Annotated in this window: 18 protein-coding genes; 9 read left to right on the forward strand and 9 right to left on the reverse strand. The window is 51.0% G+C overall.

Annotated elements, in window-relative coordinates:
- Nucleotides 1-212: 212 nt before the first annotated feature.
- Nucleotides 213-851, reverse strand: a complete 639-nt coding sequence (udk, locus tag BJP58_RS22255; RefSeq protein WP_071219124.1) for a uridine kinase — start codon at nucleotides 849-851, stop codon at nucleotides 213-215.
- Nucleotides 852-1,048: 197 nt separating this feature from the next.
- On the opposite strand from udk, the gene BJP58_RS22260 reads away from it, so the two are divergent.
- The 7 genes from BJP58_RS22260 to comJ all read left to right on the forward strand — a co-directional run bounded on the left by BJP58_RS22260 (nucleotide 1,049) and on the right by comJ (nucleotide 5,341).
- Complete coding sequence (locus tag BJP58_RS22260; RefSeq protein WP_194540603.1) at nucleotides 1,049-1,684, forward strand: carbohydrate-binding family 9-like protein; 636 nt, start codon at nucleotides 1,049-1,051, stop codon at nucleotides 1,682-1,684.
- Nucleotides 1,685-1,843: 159 nt separating this feature from the next.
- Nucleotides 1,844-2,437 carry a TetR/AcrR family transcriptional regulator gene (locus BJP58_RS22265; RefSeq protein WP_194540604.1) on the forward strand — a complete coding sequence of 198 codons (594 nt, stop codon included), beginning with the start codon at nucleotides 1,844-1,846 and terminating at the stop codon, nucleotides 2,435-2,437.
- Complete coding sequence (locus BJP58_RS33715) at nucleotides 2,427-3,086, forward strand: heparan-alpha-glucosaminide N-acetyltransferase domain-containing protein (protein ID WP_233354725.1); 660 nt, start codon at nucleotides 2,427-2,429, stop codon at nucleotides 3,084-3,086. The genes BJP58_RS22265 and BJP58_RS33715 overlap by 11 nt, the downstream gene beginning before the upstream one ends.
- Complete coding sequence (locus BJP58_RS33720) at nucleotides 3,032-3,505, forward strand: DUF418 domain-containing protein (RefSeq protein WP_233354726.1); 474 nt, start codon at nucleotides 3,032-3,034, stop codon at nucleotides 3,503-3,505. The genes BJP58_RS33715 and BJP58_RS33720 overlap by 55 nt, the downstream gene beginning before the upstream one ends.
- 272 nt (nucleotides 3,506-3,777) lie before the next feature.
- Nucleotides 3,778-4,377, forward strand: a complete 600-nt coding sequence (locus BJP58_RS22275) for an SMI1/KNR4 family protein (protein WP_194540605.1) — start codon at nucleotides 3,778-3,780, stop codon at nucleotides 4,375-4,377.
- Nucleotides 4,378-4,517: 140 nt separating this feature from the next.
- Nucleotides 4,518-4,817: a hypothetical protein gene (locus BJP58_RS22280; RefSeq protein ID WP_233354727.1), complete on the forward strand. Its 300-nt coding sequence runs from the start codon at nucleotides 4,518-4,520 to the stop codon at nucleotides 4,815-4,817.
- Nucleotides 4,818-4,855: 38 nt separating this feature from the next.
- Nucleotides 4,856-5,341: a competence protein ComJ gene (gene comJ / locus BJP58_RS22285; RefSeq protein WP_194540606.1), complete on the forward strand. Its 486-nt coding sequence runs from the start codon at nucleotides 4,856-4,858 to the stop codon at nucleotides 5,339-5,341.
- 188 nt (nucleotides 5,342-5,529) lie between these two features.
- Here comJ and BJP58_RS22290 read toward each other — a convergent pair whose 3' ends face one another.
- From BJP58_RS22290 to fabF, 4 genes are all read right to left on the reverse strand, one after another.
- Nucleotides 5,530-6,645, reverse strand: coding sequence for a DUF3298 domain-containing protein (locus BJP58_RS22290; RefSeq protein WP_194540607.1), 1,116 nt, complete (start codon nucleotides 6,643-6,645; stop codon nucleotides 5,530-5,532).
- A gap of 61 nt (nucleotides 6,646-6,706) precedes the next feature.
- Nucleotides 6,707-7,588 carry an anti-sigma-V factor RsiV gene (locus BJP58_RS22295; RefSeq protein ID WP_194540608.1) on the reverse strand — a complete coding sequence of 294 codons (882 nt, stop codon included), beginning with the start codon at nucleotides 7,586-7,588 and terminating at the stop codon, nucleotides 6,707-6,709.
- On the reverse strand, nucleotides 7,588-8,100 hold the full coding sequence (locus tag BJP58_RS22300) for an RNA polymerase sigma factor SigV (protein WP_194540609.1): 513 nt from the start codon (nucleotides 8,098-8,100) through the stop codon (nucleotides 7,588-7,590). The genes BJP58_RS22295 and BJP58_RS22300 overlap by 1 nt, the downstream gene beginning before the upstream one ends.
- A 211-nt stretch (nucleotides 8,101-8,311) precedes the next feature.
- Nucleotides 8,312-9,553, reverse strand: a complete 1,242-nt coding sequence (fabF, locus tag BJP58_RS22305) for a beta-ketoacyl-ACP synthase II (RefSeq protein WP_194540610.1) — start codon at nucleotides 9,551-9,553, stop codon at nucleotides 8,312-8,314.
- A gap of 135 nt (nucleotides 9,554-9,688) precedes the next feature.
- On the opposite strand from fabF, the gene BJP58_RS22310 reads away from it, so the two are divergent.
- Nucleotides 9,689-10,528, forward strand: coding sequence for a helix-turn-helix transcriptional regulator (locus BJP58_RS22310; RefSeq protein WP_194540611.1), 840 nt, complete (start codon nucleotides 9,689-9,691; stop codon nucleotides 10,526-10,528).
- Between the two features lie 2,429 nt (nucleotides 10,529-12,957).
- Here BJP58_RS22310 and BJP58_RS22315 read toward each other — a convergent pair.
- The 4 genes from BJP58_RS22315 to BJP58_RS22330 form a co-directional block, all read right to left on the reverse strand.
- Nucleotides 12,958-15,915, reverse strand: coding sequence for a DEAD/DEAH box helicase (locus BJP58_RS22315; protein ID WP_194540612.1), 2,958 nt, complete (start codon nucleotides 15,913-15,915; stop codon nucleotides 12,958-12,960).
- On the reverse strand, nucleotides 15,912-17,561 hold the full coding sequence (locus BJP58_RS22320; RefSeq protein ID WP_194540613.1) for an SWIM zinc finger family protein: 1,650 nt from the start codon (nucleotides 17,559-17,561) through the stop codon (nucleotides 15,912-15,914). The genes BJP58_RS22315 and BJP58_RS22320 overlap by 4 nt, the downstream gene beginning before the upstream one ends.
- Nucleotides 17,562-17,720: 159 nt before the next feature.
- Nucleotides 17,721-18,611, reverse strand: coding sequence for a streptogramin B lyase Vgb(C) (gene vgb(C), locus BJP58_RS22325; RefSeq protein WP_194540614.1), 891 nt, complete (start codon nucleotides 18,609-18,611; stop codon nucleotides 17,721-17,723).
- A gap of 464 nt (nucleotides 18,612-19,075) precedes the next feature.
- Nucleotides 19,076-19,246, reverse strand: a complete 171-nt coding sequence (locus tag BJP58_RS22330; protein ID WP_181469823.1) for a hypothetical protein — start codon at nucleotides 19,244-19,246, stop codon at nucleotides 19,076-19,078.
- 403 nt (nucleotides 19,247-19,649) lie between these two features.
- Here BJP58_RS22330 and BJP58_RS22335 point away from each other — a divergent pair, with 403 nt between their 5' ends.
- Entirely contained in the window at nucleotides 19,650-20,717 is a 1,068-nt protein-coding gene (locus BJP58_RS22335) for a copper amine oxidase N-terminal domain-containing protein (protein ID WP_194540615.1), read from the forward strand.
- Nucleotides 20,718-20,878 lie beyond the last annotated feature (161 nt).

The following is a 20,878-nucleotide window of genomic DNA, read 5'->3' on the forward strand; positions in this document are numbered from 1 at the left end:
AGAACACCGAGAACGAACATGGAACGAACATTCCGGAAAGCAAGAACACAGAAACCCAACAAACGTGGAAACGGAAGAACGCAAACATGACGAGCGGGTTATGCAATCCTAACGCAATTGACACGGATAACACCAAAAAGCCCACAGACCTTTAACTTAAATGGTCCTGTGGGCTTTTCCATGCTGCCAAACTGCTGATACGCAGGCTTGTCCTATGATTCACCCGACAATGTGCGGTCGCCGGTCAAATATTTCTCGGTCAAGATGGAGAGCAGGCGAATGCCGACTTCATTCTCTCCGCCTTCGGGAATGATCAGGTCGGCGTACTTCTTGGAGGGTTCGATGAACGCCTCATGCATCGGCTTGACGGTTGTCAGATACTGATTATGGATCGACTGGATGGTCCGGCCGCGGTCCTCGATATCGCGCACGACCCGGCGAAGCAGGCGTACATCGGGATCGGTATCCACAAACACTTTAATGTGAAGCAGCTTGCGCAGATTCTCATCGGACAGTACGTGCAGGCCTTCAATGATGACGATGTTGTTCGGCTTCAGTTCAATGGTCTGATCCGTGAAACGGGCATGGGCGGTAAAATCATACACCGGTGCAAATGCGGGTTGTCCTGTTTTCAAAATGCCGAGATGTTCGACGAGCAGCTCGTTGTCAAAGGCGAACGGATGATCATAGTTAATCGCTTCGCGTTCCTCGAAACTGAGCTCTTTATGATCCTTGTAATAGTTATCCTGCGAAATAAAAGTGACTTTATCTGAACCAAGACGGTCAATGACAGAGCGGGCAACCGTCGTTTTGCCCGATCCGGTGCCGCCGGCAATACCAATTATGAGCATGGCGAATCCATAACCCTCCCTAGAGTTTGCAATTTTATTATTGTAGCACAGCATGCGCTTATTTTCACTATGGGGACATAGAGCAAAAGATGGGATTTCCCATATGTTCTTTATTCTTACCATGGAATAGCTAACCGAATCTGTATGTCTTATCATAGAGGATAGACTTACCATTGAATTTTTTCGGAGGGATGATCATGCATTATACGGCAAATTACTCATGCAAGCCCGCCCTATACATCCAGCAGGGAGAGCATCGTGGGAACATCGATTGGGACCGATATGAAGCGGTGGCCCTGAGCGATACCGTGACCGGGCTTGCTGCGAAGGAAGCGACCGAGGTTCGCGCCTGCTGGAGCTCCGAATACTTTTATGTACGGTTTGTTTGCCAGGATTCTCATATCGTATCGGAGTACCAGCATCGGGATGATCCGCTGTATGAACAGGATGTCGTGGAATTGTTTATAGACGAAGCAGGAACGGGAATGGAATATATCGAGCTTGAGGTGAGTCCGAACAATATTATATTTGACGCCCTGATCCAAAGCGATGGACAAAAGTCGATCACAAGCAGCGATGTGAAGTGGAATCTTGCCGGCCTACAGACCTCGGTAGAGCATTACGATAAGGGGAATATAATGTATGAAATTCGCATTCCGGCTGCGAACTTCAAGAATCCCCTGCAAGCGGGACGAAGCTGGAACGTGAATTTTTACCGCATTGATGAGGACACCCAAGGAAACCGGGAGTATCAGGCATGGAGCCCAACCGGTGAGGTGAATTACCATATTCCTTCACGTTTTGGGAAGCTGGAGTTCGTCGATATGATTTAGCATATCCATATAAACCAGAAGGCCGCATCGGTGGATGTTCATATCTGCTGTGCGGCATTCTTGTGTTTGCGGAGAGAATCGTGTTGCAAAAGAGTTCATCCTGTATTATTATTCACTTACCGACCGGTAAGTAGAATTATGAGGGGTTGTTAAATCAGGATGAGTAATCCATCAACGTATGAGGTTATTTTAGATACAAGCTATCGCTTGTTTGCGGAACAAGGCTTTGAGAAAACGAGCATGGCGATGATCGCCAAGGAATTGGATGTATCCAAACCTGCGCTTTATTATCATTTTTCCTCGAAGGAAGCTCTTATTGACAAGCTTTTTGAAGAGATTTGCCGCAGCATCGGTTTTCATGTTTATTTTCAACTGGAGAAATATACGGCGGAGAATTTCAGCGCGAGGCTTACCTCTGACGGGTTGAACATGATTCATACGCAACAGGAGGATGAACACTATACTCGAATTATGAATCAGTATCAGGCCTTGGGTTACCGCAATCCTAAATATGCACGGCAACTAATCGGTATTCTGGAAGGGTTCACTTCCGGCTTTACGGAGCTGCTGAAATATGGAGTTTCCATTGGAGCTCTTCCGGACGGCAATATGGGAGTTCAGGCACAGATGCTGACCATGATCATTGATAGCATGGATAACTTCATGAGTTACGGTCTGGAATACGACTATGAGGTGATCTGGACGCAAGCAGTCAACCAGGTGATGACAGGAGCTGAGGGGAATGAGCTCTAACACAACGCGTTTAACCGCACTCGATTATGCTCGCGCCTGGGCCATCTTCGGCATGATTATTGTCAATTATAAACTTGCCATGGAGGTGGGGGATCATGGAGCCAATTGGCTGCAAACCATCGCCGGTCTGTTTGAAGGAAGAGCTTCTGCATTGTTCGTGGTACTTGCTGGCGTCGGTGTGTCCTTAATGACTGCGAAGGCTAGTATTTCCCGCAATCAACACATGATTCGAGAGAATCGCAAGACATTGGTGAAGAGAGCCGTATTCTTGTTTATCGCCGGGACACTTCTGCTGCTGACCGGATGGAGCGCCGATATATTGCATTATTATGCGGTATTTTTACTTCTGGCCTCGGTACTCATAACGGTATCGGACAAAACGCTCCTGATCCTGGCCGGACTAGTTCTGATCGTATCGTCATCCATGCTGATCCTGCTGGACTACAGCAAGGGCTGGGATCCCGGTTTTCATCGATATGCCGACTTTTGGACGGTGGAAGGATTCATCCGCAATTTGATGTTCAACGGATATCATCCTCTTTTTCCATGGAGCAGCTTTTTCCTCATCGGCATGTGGCTTGGAAGAAAGGGCTGGTGGGGCGGCAAACACAGGCGGAAGCTCATGATGTATTCATTGCTCGGGCGGTAATATTCGAGCTGTTATCCCGCTTCCTCATTCGCGGGACGTCCCCGTGGCTTGATGCCGACTCGGCTAGTTATCTGTTTACAACCAAGCCGATGCCGCCGACGCTGCTCTATGTATGTTCTGCGGGTTGTCTGGCTGTTGCCGTGATTACAATCTGTTTTTATATCGTTGAGCGTTTTGAGAATAACCGCCTGACAGGGTGGCTTATATGGACCGGGCAGCTCTCACTCTCCCATTATCTCGGTCATATCTTCATTGGATTGGGGCTGCTGGAAGCGATCGGGTATTTGAACCATGGCAATCTGGGCTTTGCGGTTGCTTACGGCTGCGGTTACTTTGTGATGGCTGTCATCTTCTCTTGGGTATGGAGAAAACGAGTGAGGCGAGGTCCCATGGAGCTGCTTATGCGAAAATGGTGTTAACTCTCCGGCAGGAGAATGGGCTATCTCTGTCCCGTAATGCCTATCCCTGGTATCCAATTAGCCGATTCCGCCATGAAATCGCTGCGCTTCAGCCATAAATACCCCGGGGTGTTTTCATAAAAGAACCAAAACCAACATCTCAAGAGGGATTTTGTCCTTTTTTTTGCATGCCGCAGGACATGTTGTTTTCATTGCAGCGTTCTATATACTTTGTAGGAAAGGGTAGCAATCCGCTTGGGGTGAGTGGACATGCAATATACGGAGGTTATTTTATGAGTGCTGTTATGGATGGACTGATGCTCGAGCTGGAGCAGCAGTTGGAGGAGAAGGTCGCCGAAGATCTTCGGGATTTGCTGGATGAATATAAACAATTGAAGGGGGCGGCTCCTGATCAATTTCAGCTTTTTGAAGCGGAGTTCGAGATCGAGCTGCCACAGGACTTTCGTTCGTTTTACAGTAAGAAGAACGGCAGCGGATATGGGTTTCACGTACTCTACCCTGGTAATGAAGGGGATGGGGAATACACGCCGTTTTATCTGATGAGCCTGGATGAGATGAGGGAGGTCAAAGCTTATTTCTGCGAACGGAATGAACCGCTGGATGCGTATTACAGTTCGGAGGAAATACAGCAGCTGGATCCGGAGATTAAGCCTTACCTGTTTCACAAGGCTTGGTATCCGTTTGCCACGATGGCAGGCGGGTCGTTGTATTTGATGCTGGATTTCGATCCGGCTGAGCCGGGAACGTCCGGGCAGATCATCATGTACGTGCATGATCCTGATTTTGTGTATTATATCGCGCCTTCCTTCACGGAGCTGCTTCAGGCGTCAAACCGCAATCTGCGCACCGACATTGAAGAGGTGGACTACTGATGGAACGCCAGGAAGCGCTCTTGATGCTTGCAACAGCGTCGCTTGTGCGTGGTCATCTGAAGAGAAGAACTTGCGAGGGGAGGTGACAGCATGAAAGGCAGGCGGGTCCTCTGGGGAGTGATCATCCTGCAGCCACGTTATTGATACCTGGTTACTTTATTGGGCGCACGTATGGGCTTTTTCAGAATGAGGTGGTCCTGACCAAATACCAGCTGGCCGTTGATGTGGATGGTGAACAAGTGGATGCATGGCCGCTGCTGGCCGGCTTTGCCACAACCGATAAACAAGGGGAGCTTCGTCCGTTGTACTACAGGCTGGAAGGGTCTGACCTCAACATGCTGTACCAATTGGCATATGGGCAGTTCGAAGTGGAGGCTTCGGAGGATAATCCTTTCTTGGCAGGGAGGGTTCAGTATGAGCATCTGGCGAACGATATTTAAACAGAATGCAGGTATCCCAAAAGCGAGGTGTTTTACATATGCAGCATACGAAAATGACTCAAGAGGTGGACCTTACCATTTCGCACCATCAGATCCAAGTCCGCTCACGGGACTTTGATGAGGATTTGTGCCAATGGGGAGAAACCAATATCAAGCAGGGCGTTGTCATTCATCCCGGTTATCTCACCTTTGATCCTATCCCTGATGATGCTTTCGGCGCCTGGGTAAAGCTGGCCTTGAAAGAGGCGTTCATCGAAGATCCGAACGCGCAGCGGCGGATGGTCGTGCCGTTTGATGTTCTGGATCCTGGGAAGCTGGAGCTGTTGTCCGTCATGTCGGACGCCGCTATTGAGCTTCCGCTGCAAGCAGGGCGATATGCACTGTATTTTGAGATTTGCGAGGATGAAGAAGTGTATTATCGCTTCACTTTTGTTCATGAGGGAGAAAAGTTTCAAGCCCGGTATCTGATGGATGATGAATGGGGCGGCAAGGCTGGAGAAGCATTGTCGGTGGGGTACTGCTGACGGATTGCTGCACTATAACAGGGCACGGAGGGCCTCGCTTGAGGTAAACGTTCTTAACTTAACATGAAAATATGAAGAGGCCGTCTCCGTGTTGGAGAGGGCCTCTCTTTTTACCGCAGACTATGCTGTCCCTGCTTAGGAAAGATCGTGTGCAGGAGGCGCAGACTTTGAATGGAGTAGTTTCTATGTTATTTTGCTGCGGTTACCGTAATCTGGCCATGCTTGCTTTGATCTGCATTCAGATTCAGAACGTCTGTCAGGAAAGCAAGCGGAACATAGACGTGGCCTTTTTTCATGACAGGAGCCGAGCCCAGCGAACGTGGGGCCATTTTGCCGAAAGTGTAAGCATCCTTGTTCAGCTTCACCGCGCTCCAGACGGCTCCCTTGGAGACTTCCGTGGTTTTGCTCTTGCCGTTCCACTTGACATTGAACTGCAGCTGGCGCAGCACGGATACCTGAACCATGAGTTTGCCGTTGTTATCTTTGTAATAAGCGCCTGATTTCAATACGGCTGCAGCAGGCTTTATGTCGGATCCTTTATCAGGCAGTTTTACGGCAAATTCCGGTGTACCTGTGGCTCCAGGGGCGATGCTGTATTTTTGGAATACGATATAGGCCTTTCCGTCCGCGACATAGAAGGATTGCTCCGCGTCTATGCCTTGAAACCCGTCTTCGTTCGAGAAGTAATGGTCTTGATCCGCGGCAATCGCCGTTTTGACCGCTTGATCCACGATGGATTTGTAATCTTTGCCGAACAGGTCTTCAAGCGTCACGCGCTGTGCTTCGGCTTCGTTCGTGAAGTTGTACGTATCCACGCGGGGATCGCCATTGTTCATCCCGATGCCTTCGGTGATGACCTTAAGGGAGATCAAGCTGCCGTCTTTACCATCCGATGTGAGCTCATAAGTGATGTTCAGCTGATAAGGGTGCATGGTATAGCCGTTCTTTTGTGCATTTGCAGCAGCTTCCGCCGCTTCTTTCTCCCATTTGTCCATATCCTTGGAGGCATGGGATTCGATAATGTCGTTCAACTGGTCTTGATATTTGGTGTCAGTCAAACCTTGGAATACAGGGATCTTAATATTGGTTTTCAGCCATTTTTGCTTGGATTGCAGCGTTTTGGATGTTACCAGTTGCGGGGCAACGGTTGGAGCGGTCACCCGATTCGTGCTCGCTGCAGCTTTGGTTTCGGCATGGACATGAGCGGATGGCAGACCCGAAGCGGAGATCATCAGGATGCCCGCTAATCCGGCAGCCGCCAGGGTTTTGGTGATTGGGGTTGTGTGCTTCATTGTTTTTTTCATGTTATGTTACCTCCAGGTATATGGTTGATATTTATTATTTGTGATCTGCATTTGCCTTGATCTATCGGATGTATTCGCTGCTGACGAGCTGGTCTGCGATTACTTCCGTTGGGATCGTAAATTCCACGACACCCATATAGCCGGGTGCAACTTCATATTCATTAAAGCTGATGACCAGTTTGCCGTCTTGGTTGATATAGAAGTTTTGGTCCTTGGCGATCGTTTGGAACAGATCCTCTGATGCATCGGACTCCACGCCAGGCTGCTCCACCCAGTAGATGTTGTCCGGATTAGCCTGCATCTGGTGGCGCATCTGCTCCTTGATATTGTCGCTGATGACCTGGATATAACGATCATCCTTGAACAGACTCGGCAGCGTGATCACCATCTGGTTCTTCTTGTCGATCGTATCGTATTTTCTGGATTCGGCAGAGCTTCCAGCAGATTCGACAATATAGCGCGAAAGCGTCAGCAGCTGTTCATTGTCGGTGATCACTTCATAACCGCTAGTAAGACTCAGATGCGCGCCGCCTTCTTTATTTAATAGGGCCACTTCGTCTTTGAAGTTCTCATACAGTTTCTTGTTTTCTTCCAGGTATTTGTTATTCAGGGTTTGCTCAAGCTCCGTATTTCCTAGGTTGGCAATGCCGGGTGTTTCGATATGCACTTCCGTGTTATCGTCTTGCTCGGCATATTCACGGATGGTGATCACCTTGATGATATGGCCCAGAACCGGCACATCGGACATGGCCTGGGCCAAGGCAGGGCTGGTATTCACTCCGGCGAACAGTAGGATGCATGCAGCTGCGCTACTAGCGAGCCAGGGCAGCGCTCTATTTTTTTTTCGTCTGGTTGCTATGGTCTTGTTGACAATCGAGCTTAGTTCGTCAGGAATAGGAGTGCTCTCGTACTGCTCTTTCATCCTATTCAGCTTGTCATGCATTATCGTTGTGCCTCCTCTTGATCTTCCTCGCTTAAGTTCACCCGCAGTCTCTGTAGTCCTTGGTATAATCTCGTTTTCACCGTGCTGACGTTCTCGTGGAGCACTTCGGCAATTTCGTCAATCTTCATATCTTCAAAAAACCGGAGTATAATGACGACCCGATACTTGTCGGGTAATTCCTCCAAAGATTGGGCCAGATCCAGATTCGGATAGTGGTCATGGCTGCCGGGTAATATAACCTCCAGGTTCTCGTCGTCCATGACGTGGACTTTTTTCTGTTTTCTAATGAAATCCAGGGAGGTTGTTACAATAATTCGGAAAAACCAGCTTTTTAATGAACCCGTCTGCTTTAGCTTTTCCATGGATATAAATGCTTTGTGGATTGCGTCCTGAACGATATCGAGGGCATCCTCTTGATTTCTAACGTAGCTGTATGCCAGCCGGTAGGCGCTGTCCTGATGTTCGGTTATGCATTGGATAAGAAGCTTCTCAAGCTTCCGGCCGCCTCTCATGTAAATATGACACTCCTTTGGGCCCGCGCGGGTAACCATCAATTGCAATTGACTTACGGAAGCAAGACGTGCGAGTCTTGCAAAAAGTTTGATTCTGCGAAAAAAATTAAAAAAGCCGTTGTTTCTGTTTCTGTCTCATTATTCAGCCCAGCCTTCCAGAATCGCAACAAGAAAAAGCCCCCAGTTTTCACTGGGGTCCGGGACGCATGGGTTATTCGTGCTCATATTTCTGGATAACAATCGCCGAATTATGTCCGCCGAAGCCGAAGGAATTCGACATGCCAATCCGAAGCTCGGCCTTTCTCGCCTGATTCGGTACGTAATCCAAATCGCATGCCGGATCGGCATGTTCCAGATTGATCGTCGGCGGTATGACGCCTTCCTGTAAGGATTTCACGAGTGCGATGGCCTCTACGCCGCCGGATGCGCCCAGCATATGTCCGGTCATCGACTTGTTCGCCGTTACCGGAATGCGATACGCCTCCTTGCCAAACACCTGCTTAATGGCCGCTGTCTCCGAACGGTCACCGATGACCGTGCTTGTGGCATGGGCGCTGATGACATCCACATCAGATGGGGCGAGATTCGCCTCGGTCAGGGCCAGCTTCATCGCCCGTGCCGCACCGTTGCCGTCTTCCGGCGTGGCGACCATATGATAGGCATCCGAGCTGGCACCGTAACCGATGACCTCGCCCAGAATGACGGCGCCTCTGCGTAAGGCATGGGAGAGCGATTCCAGGACGAGGATGCCGGCACCTTCTGCCATGACAAATCCGTCCCGGTCCGTATCAAACGGCCGGCTGGCCCGGCCCGGTTCATCGTTGCGGGATGAAAGGGCGGTTGCGTTCGCGAAGCTGGCCAGTGAAATATCGGTCAACGCCGCTTCGGAGCCTCCCGCGATGATGATGTCGGATCGGCCGGCCTGGATGTTAAAGAAAGCCTCGCCGATCGCCGTATTGCCGATCGAACATGCCGTAACCGGGGCCTGCGTGGAGCCCAGCGCCTTGTATTTAATGCTGATGAGCGCTGCCGCCATATTGGGAATCATCATGGGTACCAGGGTAGGACTGACCCGTTCGGGACCCCGCGATGACAGCGTGCCGCTCTGATTCATCAGGGTCTGGATGCCGCCGATGCCGGAGCCGACATATACCCCCATCCGCTCATGATCGATCTGATCAAGATCGAGTCCCGACTGGCTTATGGCTTGATCCGCCGCAGCCAGCGCAAACTGGCAGAAGCGGTCCATACGCCGGGCTTCCTTGGCGCCGAACAGCGCGTTTGCGTCGAATTCCTTTACGGCACCTGCTATTTGTACCTTCTGTCTTGATGTGTCCAAAGTTTCTATATGTGTAATACCGGACTCTCCTCGTACAAGCCGGGACCAGAACGTCTCAACATCATGGCCCAACGGCGATATGACGCCCATACCGGTGATAACGACTCTTTCCATGGTTCAAGCCTCCTTTAAGACTTTATAACTTGTCAATCTTAAGGTTATAATGTCACGTGTAGTATCCTATTACAAGATACCGTTTATCCTAGTATAAATACTGCTATCTTTAGTTGGATGAAGGAGGCTTATAAGATGAATTCCCAGGTTAGACTCCAAGCTTTGTCGGCTTTCCTGAAAGGACAGCGTGCCAAAATCTCGCCCGAGTCCGTCGGATTGCCGCCCGGGTCACGAAGAAGGACACCGGGCTTGCGCAGAGAAGAGGTGGCCCAGCTGGCAGGTGTCAGCACCACTTGGTACACCTGGCTCGAGCAGGGACGCGACATCCAGGTGTCGTCGTCCGTGCTGGACTGCGTCGCCAATGCGCTACAGCTGAACGCGGATGAGCGAAGATATCTGTATTCTCTGGCGCTGGAGAGCGGGGCGGAGCCTTATACGGTCAAACAAGAAGCGGTGCAGATCAGCCCGTCTCTGCAAAAAATCATCACCGAGCTGAAATATTGCCCCGTCATGATCTCGGATCGGATGTGCAACATCGTGGGGTGGAACCGTGCGGCTGCGTATGTGTTTCTTGATTTTGACCGCATCCCGCCCGAGGAGCGGAATATGATCCGGCTGCTTTTCACCCGCAGGGAGTTTCAGCGGCTGGCGGTGAACTGGGAGCAGTTCGCCAGCGGCTTCCTGTCGATGTTCCGGTCCTATTACGGTCAATATGTCGAGGATGAGTGGTATGACCGTTTTCTGGAAGAGATGAAACAGGGGCATCCGGAGTTCAATCGGATGTGGGAGCAGAGCCAGGTCAGCTATGCCCCGGAAGTACATCTGGAATTCCGGCATGCCAAGGCCGGAAAAATGGTATATGAGCTCACGTCGCTCAAAGTATACGGAAATGATGATCTGCGGTGCAGCATTTATACGCCAGCTCCGGATACGACCACGGAAGCAAAGCTGCGGCAGCTGATGGAGGAGAAGTAAGCGGAGGGGGGCTCGGTAGAAGGGATTTGCGGGGCCCCGGACGCTATCGAGGGGAGTGGCGGGGCTGGGTGATGCTATCGAGGGGAGTGGCGGGGCTGGGTGATGCTATCGAGGGGAGTAGCGGCGCTGGCTGCTCCTGTTGCTCCTGGTGTAGGATTCGGTTGCTGCTTGCTGTTGGTGCGGCTGAGGTAAGGGACTCCAGTGGTGTGTGCACTTGCTGTACCAAGAGTAGGGATTCCGTTGCCGTTGCAGTAGCTGCGCCTGAAGTAGAGGACTCAAGTTCCGGTTGCAGTAGCTGCGCCAAGAGTAGGGATTCCGTTGCTGTTACACTAGCTGCACCTGAAGTAGAGGACTCCAGTTCCGATTGCACTTGCTGCACCAAGAGTAGGGATTCCGTTGCCGTTTCACTAGCTGCGCCTGAAGTAGAAGACTCCAGTTCCGGTTGCAGTAGCTGCGCCAAGAGTAGGGATTCCGTGGCAAACTTACTGTTTTTGAAGTCATCTACTACTTGTTGCTCTGACCTATCGGACACCAGTTCCGCTATTTTATGAGATCATGCCATATTTTCAAACTAAGCGGACACTAGGTACGTTATTGGGCTCGTATTCGGCGTTTTCATCGCTTTTTGGAGCAAATAACGGAACTAGGGTCCGTTCGATTTCAAAGATGGTGGATTTTTTCCTGAATAACGTATCCTGTGTCTGGTAATGGATGGCATCGCCACCTATTACCCTGCTACAGGCCCAACGTTCTGGTACTGACTGTCTTGCGCAGGTGAGGCCGATTCCGTGGCAAACTTACTGTTCTTGAATCATCTACTACTTGTTGCTCCCGACTTAGCGGACACCAGTTCCGCTATTTTATGAGATAACGCCATATTTTCAAACTTAGCGGACACTAGGTACGTTATTGGGCTCATATTCGGCGTTTTCATCGTTTTTTGGAGCAAATAACGGAACTAGGGTCCGTTCGAGTTCGAAAATGGTGGATTTTTCCCTAAATAACGTATCCTATGTCCGTTTATGGATAGTATTTCCATCTATTACCCTGCTACCAGGCCCGACGTTCTGGTACTGACTGTCTTGCGCAGGTGAGACGGATTCCGTGGCAAACTTACTGTTCTTGAAGTCATCTACTACTTGTTGCACCCGACTTATCGGACACCAGTTCCGCTATATTATGAGATAACGCCATATTTTCAAACTTAGCGGACACTAGGTACGTTATTGGGCCCGAATTCGGCGTTTTCATCGCTTTTTGGAGCAAATAACGGAACTAGGGTCCGTTCGAGTTCGAAAATGGTGGATTATTCCCTAAATAACGTATTCTGTGTCCGTTTATGGATAGTATTTCCACCTATTACCCTGCTACCAGGCCCGACGTTCTGGTACTGACTGTCTTGCGCAGGTGAGGCGGATTTCGCGCCTCACTTACTGTTCTTGAAGTCATCTACTACTTGTTGCACCCGACTTATCGGACACCAGTTCCGCTATTTTATGAGATAACGCCCTATTTTCAAACTTAGCGGACACTAGGTACGTTATTGGGCTCATATTCGGCGTTTTCATCGTTTTTTGGAGCAAATAACGGAACTAGGGTCCGTTCGAGCTCAAAAATGGTGGATTTTTTCCTAAATAACGTATTCTGTGTCCGTTTATGGATAGTATCGCCACCTATTACCCTTCTACCTGGCATGACGTTTTGGTACTGACTATCTTGAGCTGGTGAGGCGGATTACCTTCTAAGCAAGAGTACCTCAAGTTGAGCCGGATTACCTTCTAAGCAAGAGTACCTCAAGTTGAGCCGGATTACCTTCTAAGCAAGAGTACCTCAAAGTTGAACCGGATTACCTTCTAAGCAAGAGTACCTCAAGTTGATTTCGGATTACCCTCTAAGCAAGAGTACCTCAAGTTGATTCGGATTACCTTCTAAGCAAGAGTACCTCAAGTTGATTCGGATTACCCTCTAAGCAAGAGTACCTCAAGTTGAGCCGGATTACCTTCTAAGCAAGAGTACCTCAAGTTGATTTCGGATTACCCTCTAAGCGGGAGCACCTCAAGTTGATTCGGATTACCTTCTAAGCAAGAGTATCTTAAGTTGAACCGGATTACCCAAGACACAGGACTTCAACTGGTTCGAACCTTAGAATCCTTAGTCATACAAGCTTCATACGCGTAAACAAAACGAAATCCTGTTAAGCATTAAACTCCTCCAAATAACAAAAACCCCGCGTTGGCTCAGGGCCTCCGAAAATGGCAAGTTTTTCAGTGGCCGTGTCCTCACACGGGGCTTTCTTTTATTCAACGATATGGTAATAGAACGGCATCTGGTAACCGCCTAGAAATTCCATAGGTATTCCGCTGTGCTTCACCCCTTCGGGGCCGAGTATCCAAGATCGCCTATCCTCCGTTTACTCCTTGATATGACGATTACGCCCAGTCGCGCCGCAGCGTGAAGAGATCCTTCAGCTCATCGGTGGACAGCTCGGTAATCCAGCCCTCGCTGCTTGCGATAACCTGATCGCTCAGCTGCTGCTTGCTCTCCAGCATCTCGTCGATCCGCTCTTCGAGCGTCCCCATGGAGATGAACTTGTACACCTGGACATCCTTGGTCTGTCCCATCCGATAAGCGCGGTCGGTCGCCTGATTCTCCACAGCGGGGTTCCACCAGCGGTCGAAGTGGAACACGTGGTTCGCCGCGGTCAGATTCAGACCTACGCCGCCGGCCTTGATGGAGAGAATCATGACATTCGGCTGTTCTTCGGGCGGCAGGGTCTGGGATTGGAACTGCTCGATCATGCGGTCGCGCGTCCGCTTCGGTGTGCTACCGTTCAAATACAGCACGGGTTCACCCAGCTCTTGATGCAGCACCTGCCGCATCATCTCGCCCATGCCGATATACTGGGTGAAGATCAGGCAGCGCTCGCCCTCGTCCCGCAGCTCCTTCACCATGGACAACAGCCGCTCCAGCTTCGCTGAACGGTTGACCACGGCCTCGGTATCAAGCAAGCCGCCGCCTCCCGGCAGTTCCGGGAGCGGCTCCTTCGTCAGCAGAGCCGGATGGTCGCAGAGCTGCTTGAACTGCGTCAGAGCTGCCAGAATGGCGCCTTTGCGCTCAATGCCCTCAAGCTTTTGCATGCGTTCCAGGAGACTGCTCACGGTCTGATCATAAAGCGCGCCTTGCTCGGCCGTAAGATGAATATAAGTCTTCATCTCATTTTTGTCCGGCAGGTCGAGCTGAATCGCAGGATCCTTTTTCTTGCGCCGAAGCATGAAGGGCTTAATCAGCTTCTGTAGGTCGGCCGTGCGCTGCTCGTTTTTGTCTTTTTCGATGGCCTGGATGAACCGGAGATTGAACGCCCGCAGGCTTCCAAGATATCCGGGATTGATGAAGTCATAGATGGACCACAGTTCGGACAACCGGTTCTCAATCGGTGTGCCGGTCAGCGCGACGCGATGCCTTGCCGGGAAGCTTCGCACGGCGGCGGATTGTTTGGTGTCGGCATTCTTGATGTTCTGGGCCTCGTCGATGCCGATCGTTTCCCACTTCATGTCTCTTAACATTTCTTGATCAAGCGTCGCCGTAGCATAAGAGGTAAGGATAATATCGGCTTGGTAAGCCTCTTTATAGAAATCCTCGCTGCTGCTTCGTTTGCCGCCGTAATGAAGCATGACCCGGAGCGAGGGGGCAAACCGTTCAAGCTCTTTCTGCCAATTGCCCAGCACTGAGGTGGGACAGATCAGCAGGGAGGGGAGGCGTCTTTCTTCCCGCTCCATCGTCATCTTCACGTGCAACAGGTAGGCGATAAACTGCACGGTTTTGCCAAGACCCATGTCATCGGCAAGGCATGCACCAAGCCCGTAACGCCGCAAAAAGGCAAGCCAGGCAAAGCCGTCATGCTGATAAGTCCGCAGCTCGGCCTTCAGCCCAGCCGGGACAGGGAGGCTCGGCCATTCGTTTTGGCGGCCGAGCTGGCCTATGAGCTTCACGAGGTGCTCGTTCAGTTCCACCTCAAGCTTGATCCGCTCCGGATCCTGTGTTTCCTCCGAATCCTGCTTCATCTGCTCCGACTCATCGTTGTTCCCGAGCAGATGCAGGTGCAGAATATCTTGAAACGATAGACCTTCCTCACGGTCTACGCCCGCCATCATCTGGCGGATTTGGGCAACCAGGGCGGGATCCAGCGGAATCCACTGCCCCCGGAACCGTACCAGCCGTTCGTTCCGGGCAACAAGCTCGGCGAATTCTGCCTCGGAAAGGGTAGCTTCCCCGATGGCGATGCGCCAATCGAAATTGACCAGCGCGTCCAGACCGAACAGGGAACCGCCGCTGCTTCGCTCGGCGTTCTCGCCCTCGCCCGAGCGTACCTTCGCCCGCAGCTTGGGCTTCTTCTTACTGGCGGCTTCCCACCATGCGGGCAGCAGGACCAGCCAGCCTGATTGGAGCAGCCGCTGGCTGTCGTCGGTCAGGAACTGCCATGCGGCCTCGTCGGACAGCGGCCTACCGAGCACGTCTTCAGCCGGAGCATGAAGCACCCTTGCCGGCAGTGCTGCCTGCAATCCTTGGAGCCAGCCGGGGGATCGCTCCTTGATATGAGGTGTCCATGTCTCCGGCCATGATCCGTATGCCTGCCCGTCTTCAGCCAGACGAACGGCTGCAAGCGCCGCGGCGTCTTGCTTGTCTTGCAATACAAGACGAAGACGCCATTCGGCTTCGTCTTCGTCAGGCTCCAACAATTGCAGCAGCGGCCGGAATGGAGCGGTATCCGGTCGCCATCCGATGGCGATCAGCCATGACTTGTCGTCCATGCCCTCGGCTGCCGTGCGGTTCGGCGAGAAGAGAAGCGGGTATTCTCTGCGCAGGTCAGCCGCCGACTCTTCGCTGCCGTAACACTGGTCTTGCACGGCGGCGGAGAACGCTGCCCGCAAGCCTTCATTCCATATCTCGTCTGCATTCAGCAGGGACAGACGGGACTGCTCTTCCGCTTTGAACGCCTCTGTATCCCAGATCCATTGCAGCTTGCCCAATCTGAAGGCGCTCAAGCTGGGCGCATATTGCTTATTCTGAATGCAAGCTGCCAGCGAAGGCGCAAGTTCAATGAAGGGAAGGCAATCCTCGTCCCATACCCATTCAATATGTTCCAGCAGCCGTCCATCCGCAAAGAACGGTATGACCTGCTCGGAAGGCAGGATGACCACTTCCATGTCCTGAACGGATTGAACGGTAAGCTCTGTTCCGTAGAAGGAAGCTTCGTGCCACGCGAATAAACGGTGCTTCAGGTATTGTCCGGACACATAACCCTGCATGACAGTAGAGCCGTATATGACGGCATCTCCGTATTCGCTTAGCGCCATGTGGACCGTGATGGTTTCTGTGTGTCTGCTCATGATATCAGCTTTCCTCTCCGCAGCTCTTCCTGGAATGCGCGAAGCCGGCTGTTTCGTACAGATAACGAGATAATGAACAGATCCCAGCGCTCCTGCTGCTTGAGCTTTTTGTATAGCTTGGCTAACCGTTTGAGCAGCTTGACGGCTGCTTTATATCCGGCTCGGTTCTTATGAAGGATGTACCGCTCAACGGCCTGATGGTAAAAAGGCAGCAGAAGCTCGGGTGCGTTCTTCTCGATCGGTGCCAGCTCGCTGACCCGGAGTTCCAGCGGCTCCCGGCCTGTGCTTAGTTGATAGTCGATCCATTCCCGCCATCTCCCGTGCGTGATCAAGGCATTCTGATAGATGTCCTTCGAATAAGGAAGCATGTCGGCAAGACTGCTCCACATCCGTTCAGCCTCCTCGGGCAAGTGCTCTATGACGGCATCCCAGTAGTATTGATAGCTGCTGAGATGCTCGTTGCGGTGACTGCCAAGCAGCGGGCCGATCTCCGGGAGCCAGCGGGCCAAGCGGTCCCATTGCTGCCCTGAATGCAGCATGTCGAAGAAGCCAAGGACGGAAGCGGGGGGCAGGCTGCTGACCTTGTCTGCTTCCCTGATCAGGTCCCAGGACGATTCATCTTCTCCGAGATAGAAGGCCATTAAGCCCTGCGCCATATACCATGAGGCGCGTGAAAGACTGCTGCTGAATTCGGCTTCGGCTGTCTGCAGCTGCTCTAACTCCGCCTGGATTAAGCTGCTGTCTTTTTTCGAAAACGGATAGATCCAGTACATCCAGAGCTGCATGTAGATCTGGGCGTAAAATTTGCGGTTCCGCGGCTCGCTCAGCATGCTCCGCCGGGCATGCGAAATCGTCTCGGTCAACCGCTGCCTGAATGCCTCCCCATGTTCGCTGACCTCCAGCCCTTCGTGGAAGATGCGCTTGATTCTGGCCAGGATATGATCCGCTGCCACCTGCGTATGATAGCCGATGTAGGAGCCGGAGGAATTCCAGGCACTGGCGGGCTGCTTGACGAGCTTCTCGAGAATGAAGAGATGCGCATGGAGCTCGTATAACGGATCCAGATCCGGCGGAAGCGGGGGTTTAATGTGATGGAGGGAAGCCAGCGCATTTTTGGCGTAAAACGAATTCTGCGTATTCGTTCCCAGCGAAGCCGTGCAAACTTCGAACAGCTCATGCCATGCGGAGATTGGCAGGTCGGGCAAATGATCCGCTTTGACTCTCCATTTTGATGCTCCGGCAGACGGTCGGTCCTGCGCTGGGCTGAAGCCGGACTCGCTTCGGTCATACGAAGAGGTGGAAGCATATGTGGTGGAATGCGCATTAACCAGGGCGTGAATGGAACGACCCTGAAGTTGAGCATAGTCAAGCAGAACAGCCACCATATGCTTGCAGCCATCCTTAACGGGACAGCTGCATTCGCTGTCGCTCAAGGAGCGAAGGTTAAGCTTGGTACGGTAGGTTTCCGTTCCATCCACGGAAGCCTCGACCACACCGGTCTCATCTGCCGGCTCGCTGGCGTGGACACGACCTTGCTTGTAATACTGAAATCCCCGTTTAATGGTCAAATCGCTGAAAAATCCGGCGGTTTGTTGAATCAGCGTCTGCCATGGTATATCATCTAACGTTTCGTTTGAGTTCATCATCGGACGGTCTCCTAAGAGAAATAATTCTAAGTATCCATTTAATCTATCACATTCCCATAGATGAAGAAACAAGCCAGGGCAGCTTCTCGCTGGAAAAGCCCGGCAACAGGCTGCACGGGCTTTCTTTTATGGGCGGAGCGATATGTGTTCGCCCTAAACCTAATACTGAATCGTAAACCGGCCGATCTGATCGCATTCCTCGGCGAACCAGACCTCGCCGCCGGAATCCACGGTTATGCCATGAGGTTCTGCGGAGGGGGTAGGGATTGGATACTCGGTAATGTCCCCGGTACAGGTAATTCGTCCGATTTGATTGGCTCCCCATTCGGTAAACCATAGATCCTCGGAAACACCCGCCGTGATGGCATGGGGTCTGGCATTCCCGGACGGGAGCTTGAATTCCGTAATTTCCCCGGCCGTTGTAATCCGACCGATTTGATTGCCGTTGATTTGAACAAACCATAGAGCGCCATCGGCACCTGTCGTGATGCCGACCGGTCCGGATTGCTCTGTTGGAATCCGGTACTCGGTAATCTTCCCGTCCATCGTAATTCGGCCGATGCAGTTGTTCTGGTTTTCCGTAAACCACAACGCGCCGTCCGGACCGGCTGTAATATAGGAAGGGTACGATCCTTCGCATGGTAAGTCATATTCCGTGATAATGCCTGCCGGCGTTATACTTCCGATTCGGTTGCCGATAAGCTCGGTGAACCATATGGCTCCATCCGGGCCCTCAGCCAAGCCGTAAGGAGACGAATTGGCTTCAGGCAGTTCGAATTCCGCAAATGTTCCATCCATTGTCATCCTTCCGATTTTATTCGCTTTGTACTCCGTAAACCAGAGGTCACCGGTATGGGCAGAGAGGATGGACATGACCCCGGCATCTGGAGTCGGCACTTCGAACGTGCGTATATCCCCATCTTTGGTGAGCCGTCCGATCCGGTTTCCTTTTTGTTCCGTGAACCATATGGTCCCATCTTGTCTTGCCGTAATACCATAAGGTCCCGATTCCCGATTCGCTGTCTTGTATTCCTGTGCGGCGATCTGCATGCAAACATGCCTCCTGTTTAGAAAGTAGTTGTTAGGAATGCTTTATAAGACGGATTCTTCATTTGTCTGAGCGTAAACATGTCTCTCGCTCCGGTTGCCCGTAATCGGGGAGGTTCAGTCTTGGATGTTTGGATGAGTGCCTGTCATGGATAATCTCCATTCTCTCAATTGGTGTTATTGAAATAGAAAAAGCCTCCCACTCCGAGATTTCGGAATAGGAGGCTAATATGAACAAGGAAGATGCAGACTTTCATGTAGAAGTCTCAAACATCCACCTGTCACATATAAAAAAAGCCGCACGAATCCTATCCCGAAAACCTCGTATCGAAATCGAAGTGTTTTCCAAATGCTTGGGACAGGATTAGTAGATCATTGGCTTTTGGTTCACCCTTTCATTTCTGGTTGCCTAGACTTTACCACAGGAGATTCAGTGGTTTCAACCCTGAATTAACTGAAGTTTACCTTCACAACCGCCGGTTTCTTTTCTCATCGATGTAGAGTTCGAGCGCGGTTATGGCCCGGATCATCAATTTAATGAGGAGATACAAAGCATATAAACCGAGAAGTGCGAATAGCCCGTATACGATAACGCTAAGCATGGAAAACATGCCGAAAAAGGATATTCCCTGGTTCAAAGATCTCACCTCCCTTCAAGGTATGGTTTTATGAATCGATATCGAACATTTTAGCTGACGTAGCCTTAAGATCAGGTGACGGCTGGACTCACAGCTAAAAGCTCGGATACAGGAGAGAGCTTGCCCGCTCCATGACATTCATCTCGTTGGTATTCCGAATGAAAGCCAATACCCTAGAATTTTAATTATTCCATAATATAACAATCATATCTGATTCTAACATAACAGAAGGAGCGTGGTCATGATTTTTGCCATTGAATGGGGTGAATGATTGGATGCCCGGCAGGAAGGGGGCGACAGAGGAAGTATTTACATCATTTATGGATATGAACGAACCAATCCCGGTCACGATGCGTTTTAGTTATATAAACCTTATATTACAACCCAAGGAGATTTAGAGAACATGATCACCCGGAAATGGACAAGAATAGCAGTAAGCGGCGCTATAGCGGCCACCATGCTGATGAGTACCTTCGTACAGGCTCAGGCTGAAGCTGCACCCAAGAAGGAAATGGAATTAAACATCAATCATTGGATTGTTACGACGGATGTTAATCCCGTCATCGTGAATCAGACCACGCTGGTTCCCTTGCGCGTTATGAAGGACTACTTGAAACCCATGGAGCTTCACTGGAACAACAAAAACAAGACGGTAACTGTCAACACAGGTGCCGATCAAGTCACGTTAGAGATGGGAAGCATGAAGGCGAAGGGAAAAGGGAAGGCATATTCACTATCCGTTCCCGCAGCGTTAAAGGATGGCCACGTTATGGTTCCGATTCGATTTATAGCGGAGCTGTACGATGCAGAAGTAGGCTGGGATACGAAGGAGAGAATGATTTACATCTATACTCCGGATGTCGACGTGTCAACGGCGGAGGAGAACGGGCATGTAAAGCTGTATCCGGTAAGCGTTACGAAATACGGCAGATATGAAGGCATGGTGGTCGAGGTTGAGGGAAGGAAGCGGGTCTTTGAAGACTGGAACGGCGGGGACGGTACCCGTAAACCCGTCATTCAATATCAGGATGTGACAGGCGATGGGAAGCCTGATGTTGTGGTGTTCTACGTGGACGGGACCGGCACGGGGCTTTACATGGGAGAGATGCATGTTGTCGACGCCGAGACTCTGAAGGAAATCCCTATCGAATCATTGGAGCAGGCGGTATTGAGCCATGTGCAATCCAACATCGAGAAGTATGCGGATCACTTTGTTATCAAGCTTTTGATCGACGGGAAGGAGTATGTCCAAAGGGTCGAGGATGATTCCAAGGATAAAAGCTACTTATATGATAAGGTTGGCTTCGGCGCCATCGTCAGGCACAAACTAGCGGAAGGCCGGCTTGTTACGGAAGCGGCAGGGAGCATAAGTCCGGCCGGTTTTGCCGGGAATCTGCAAATAACGTATCGATTTCAAGAAGAGTCGAACCGGTTTGTGGTGGATAGCATCGAATACAGTCTGGAAGAGTAGGAGAAGTAATCGTTTATTGCACACATAACTTTAGAACTACATATAAACGCATATGCAATAAGAGGGGATAAACTTGAACGAGAAGCCACTAATCTTGATAGTATGATAGGTCTTGCTAATAAAAAGGGTGCTGCGGCGCTCTTTTTTTACGTTTTTAATCC

The organism is Paenibacillus sp. JZ16 (assembly GCF_015326965.1).
Lineage (GTDB): Bacteria > Bacillota > Bacilli > Paenibacillales > Paenibacillaceae > Paenibacillus_AQ.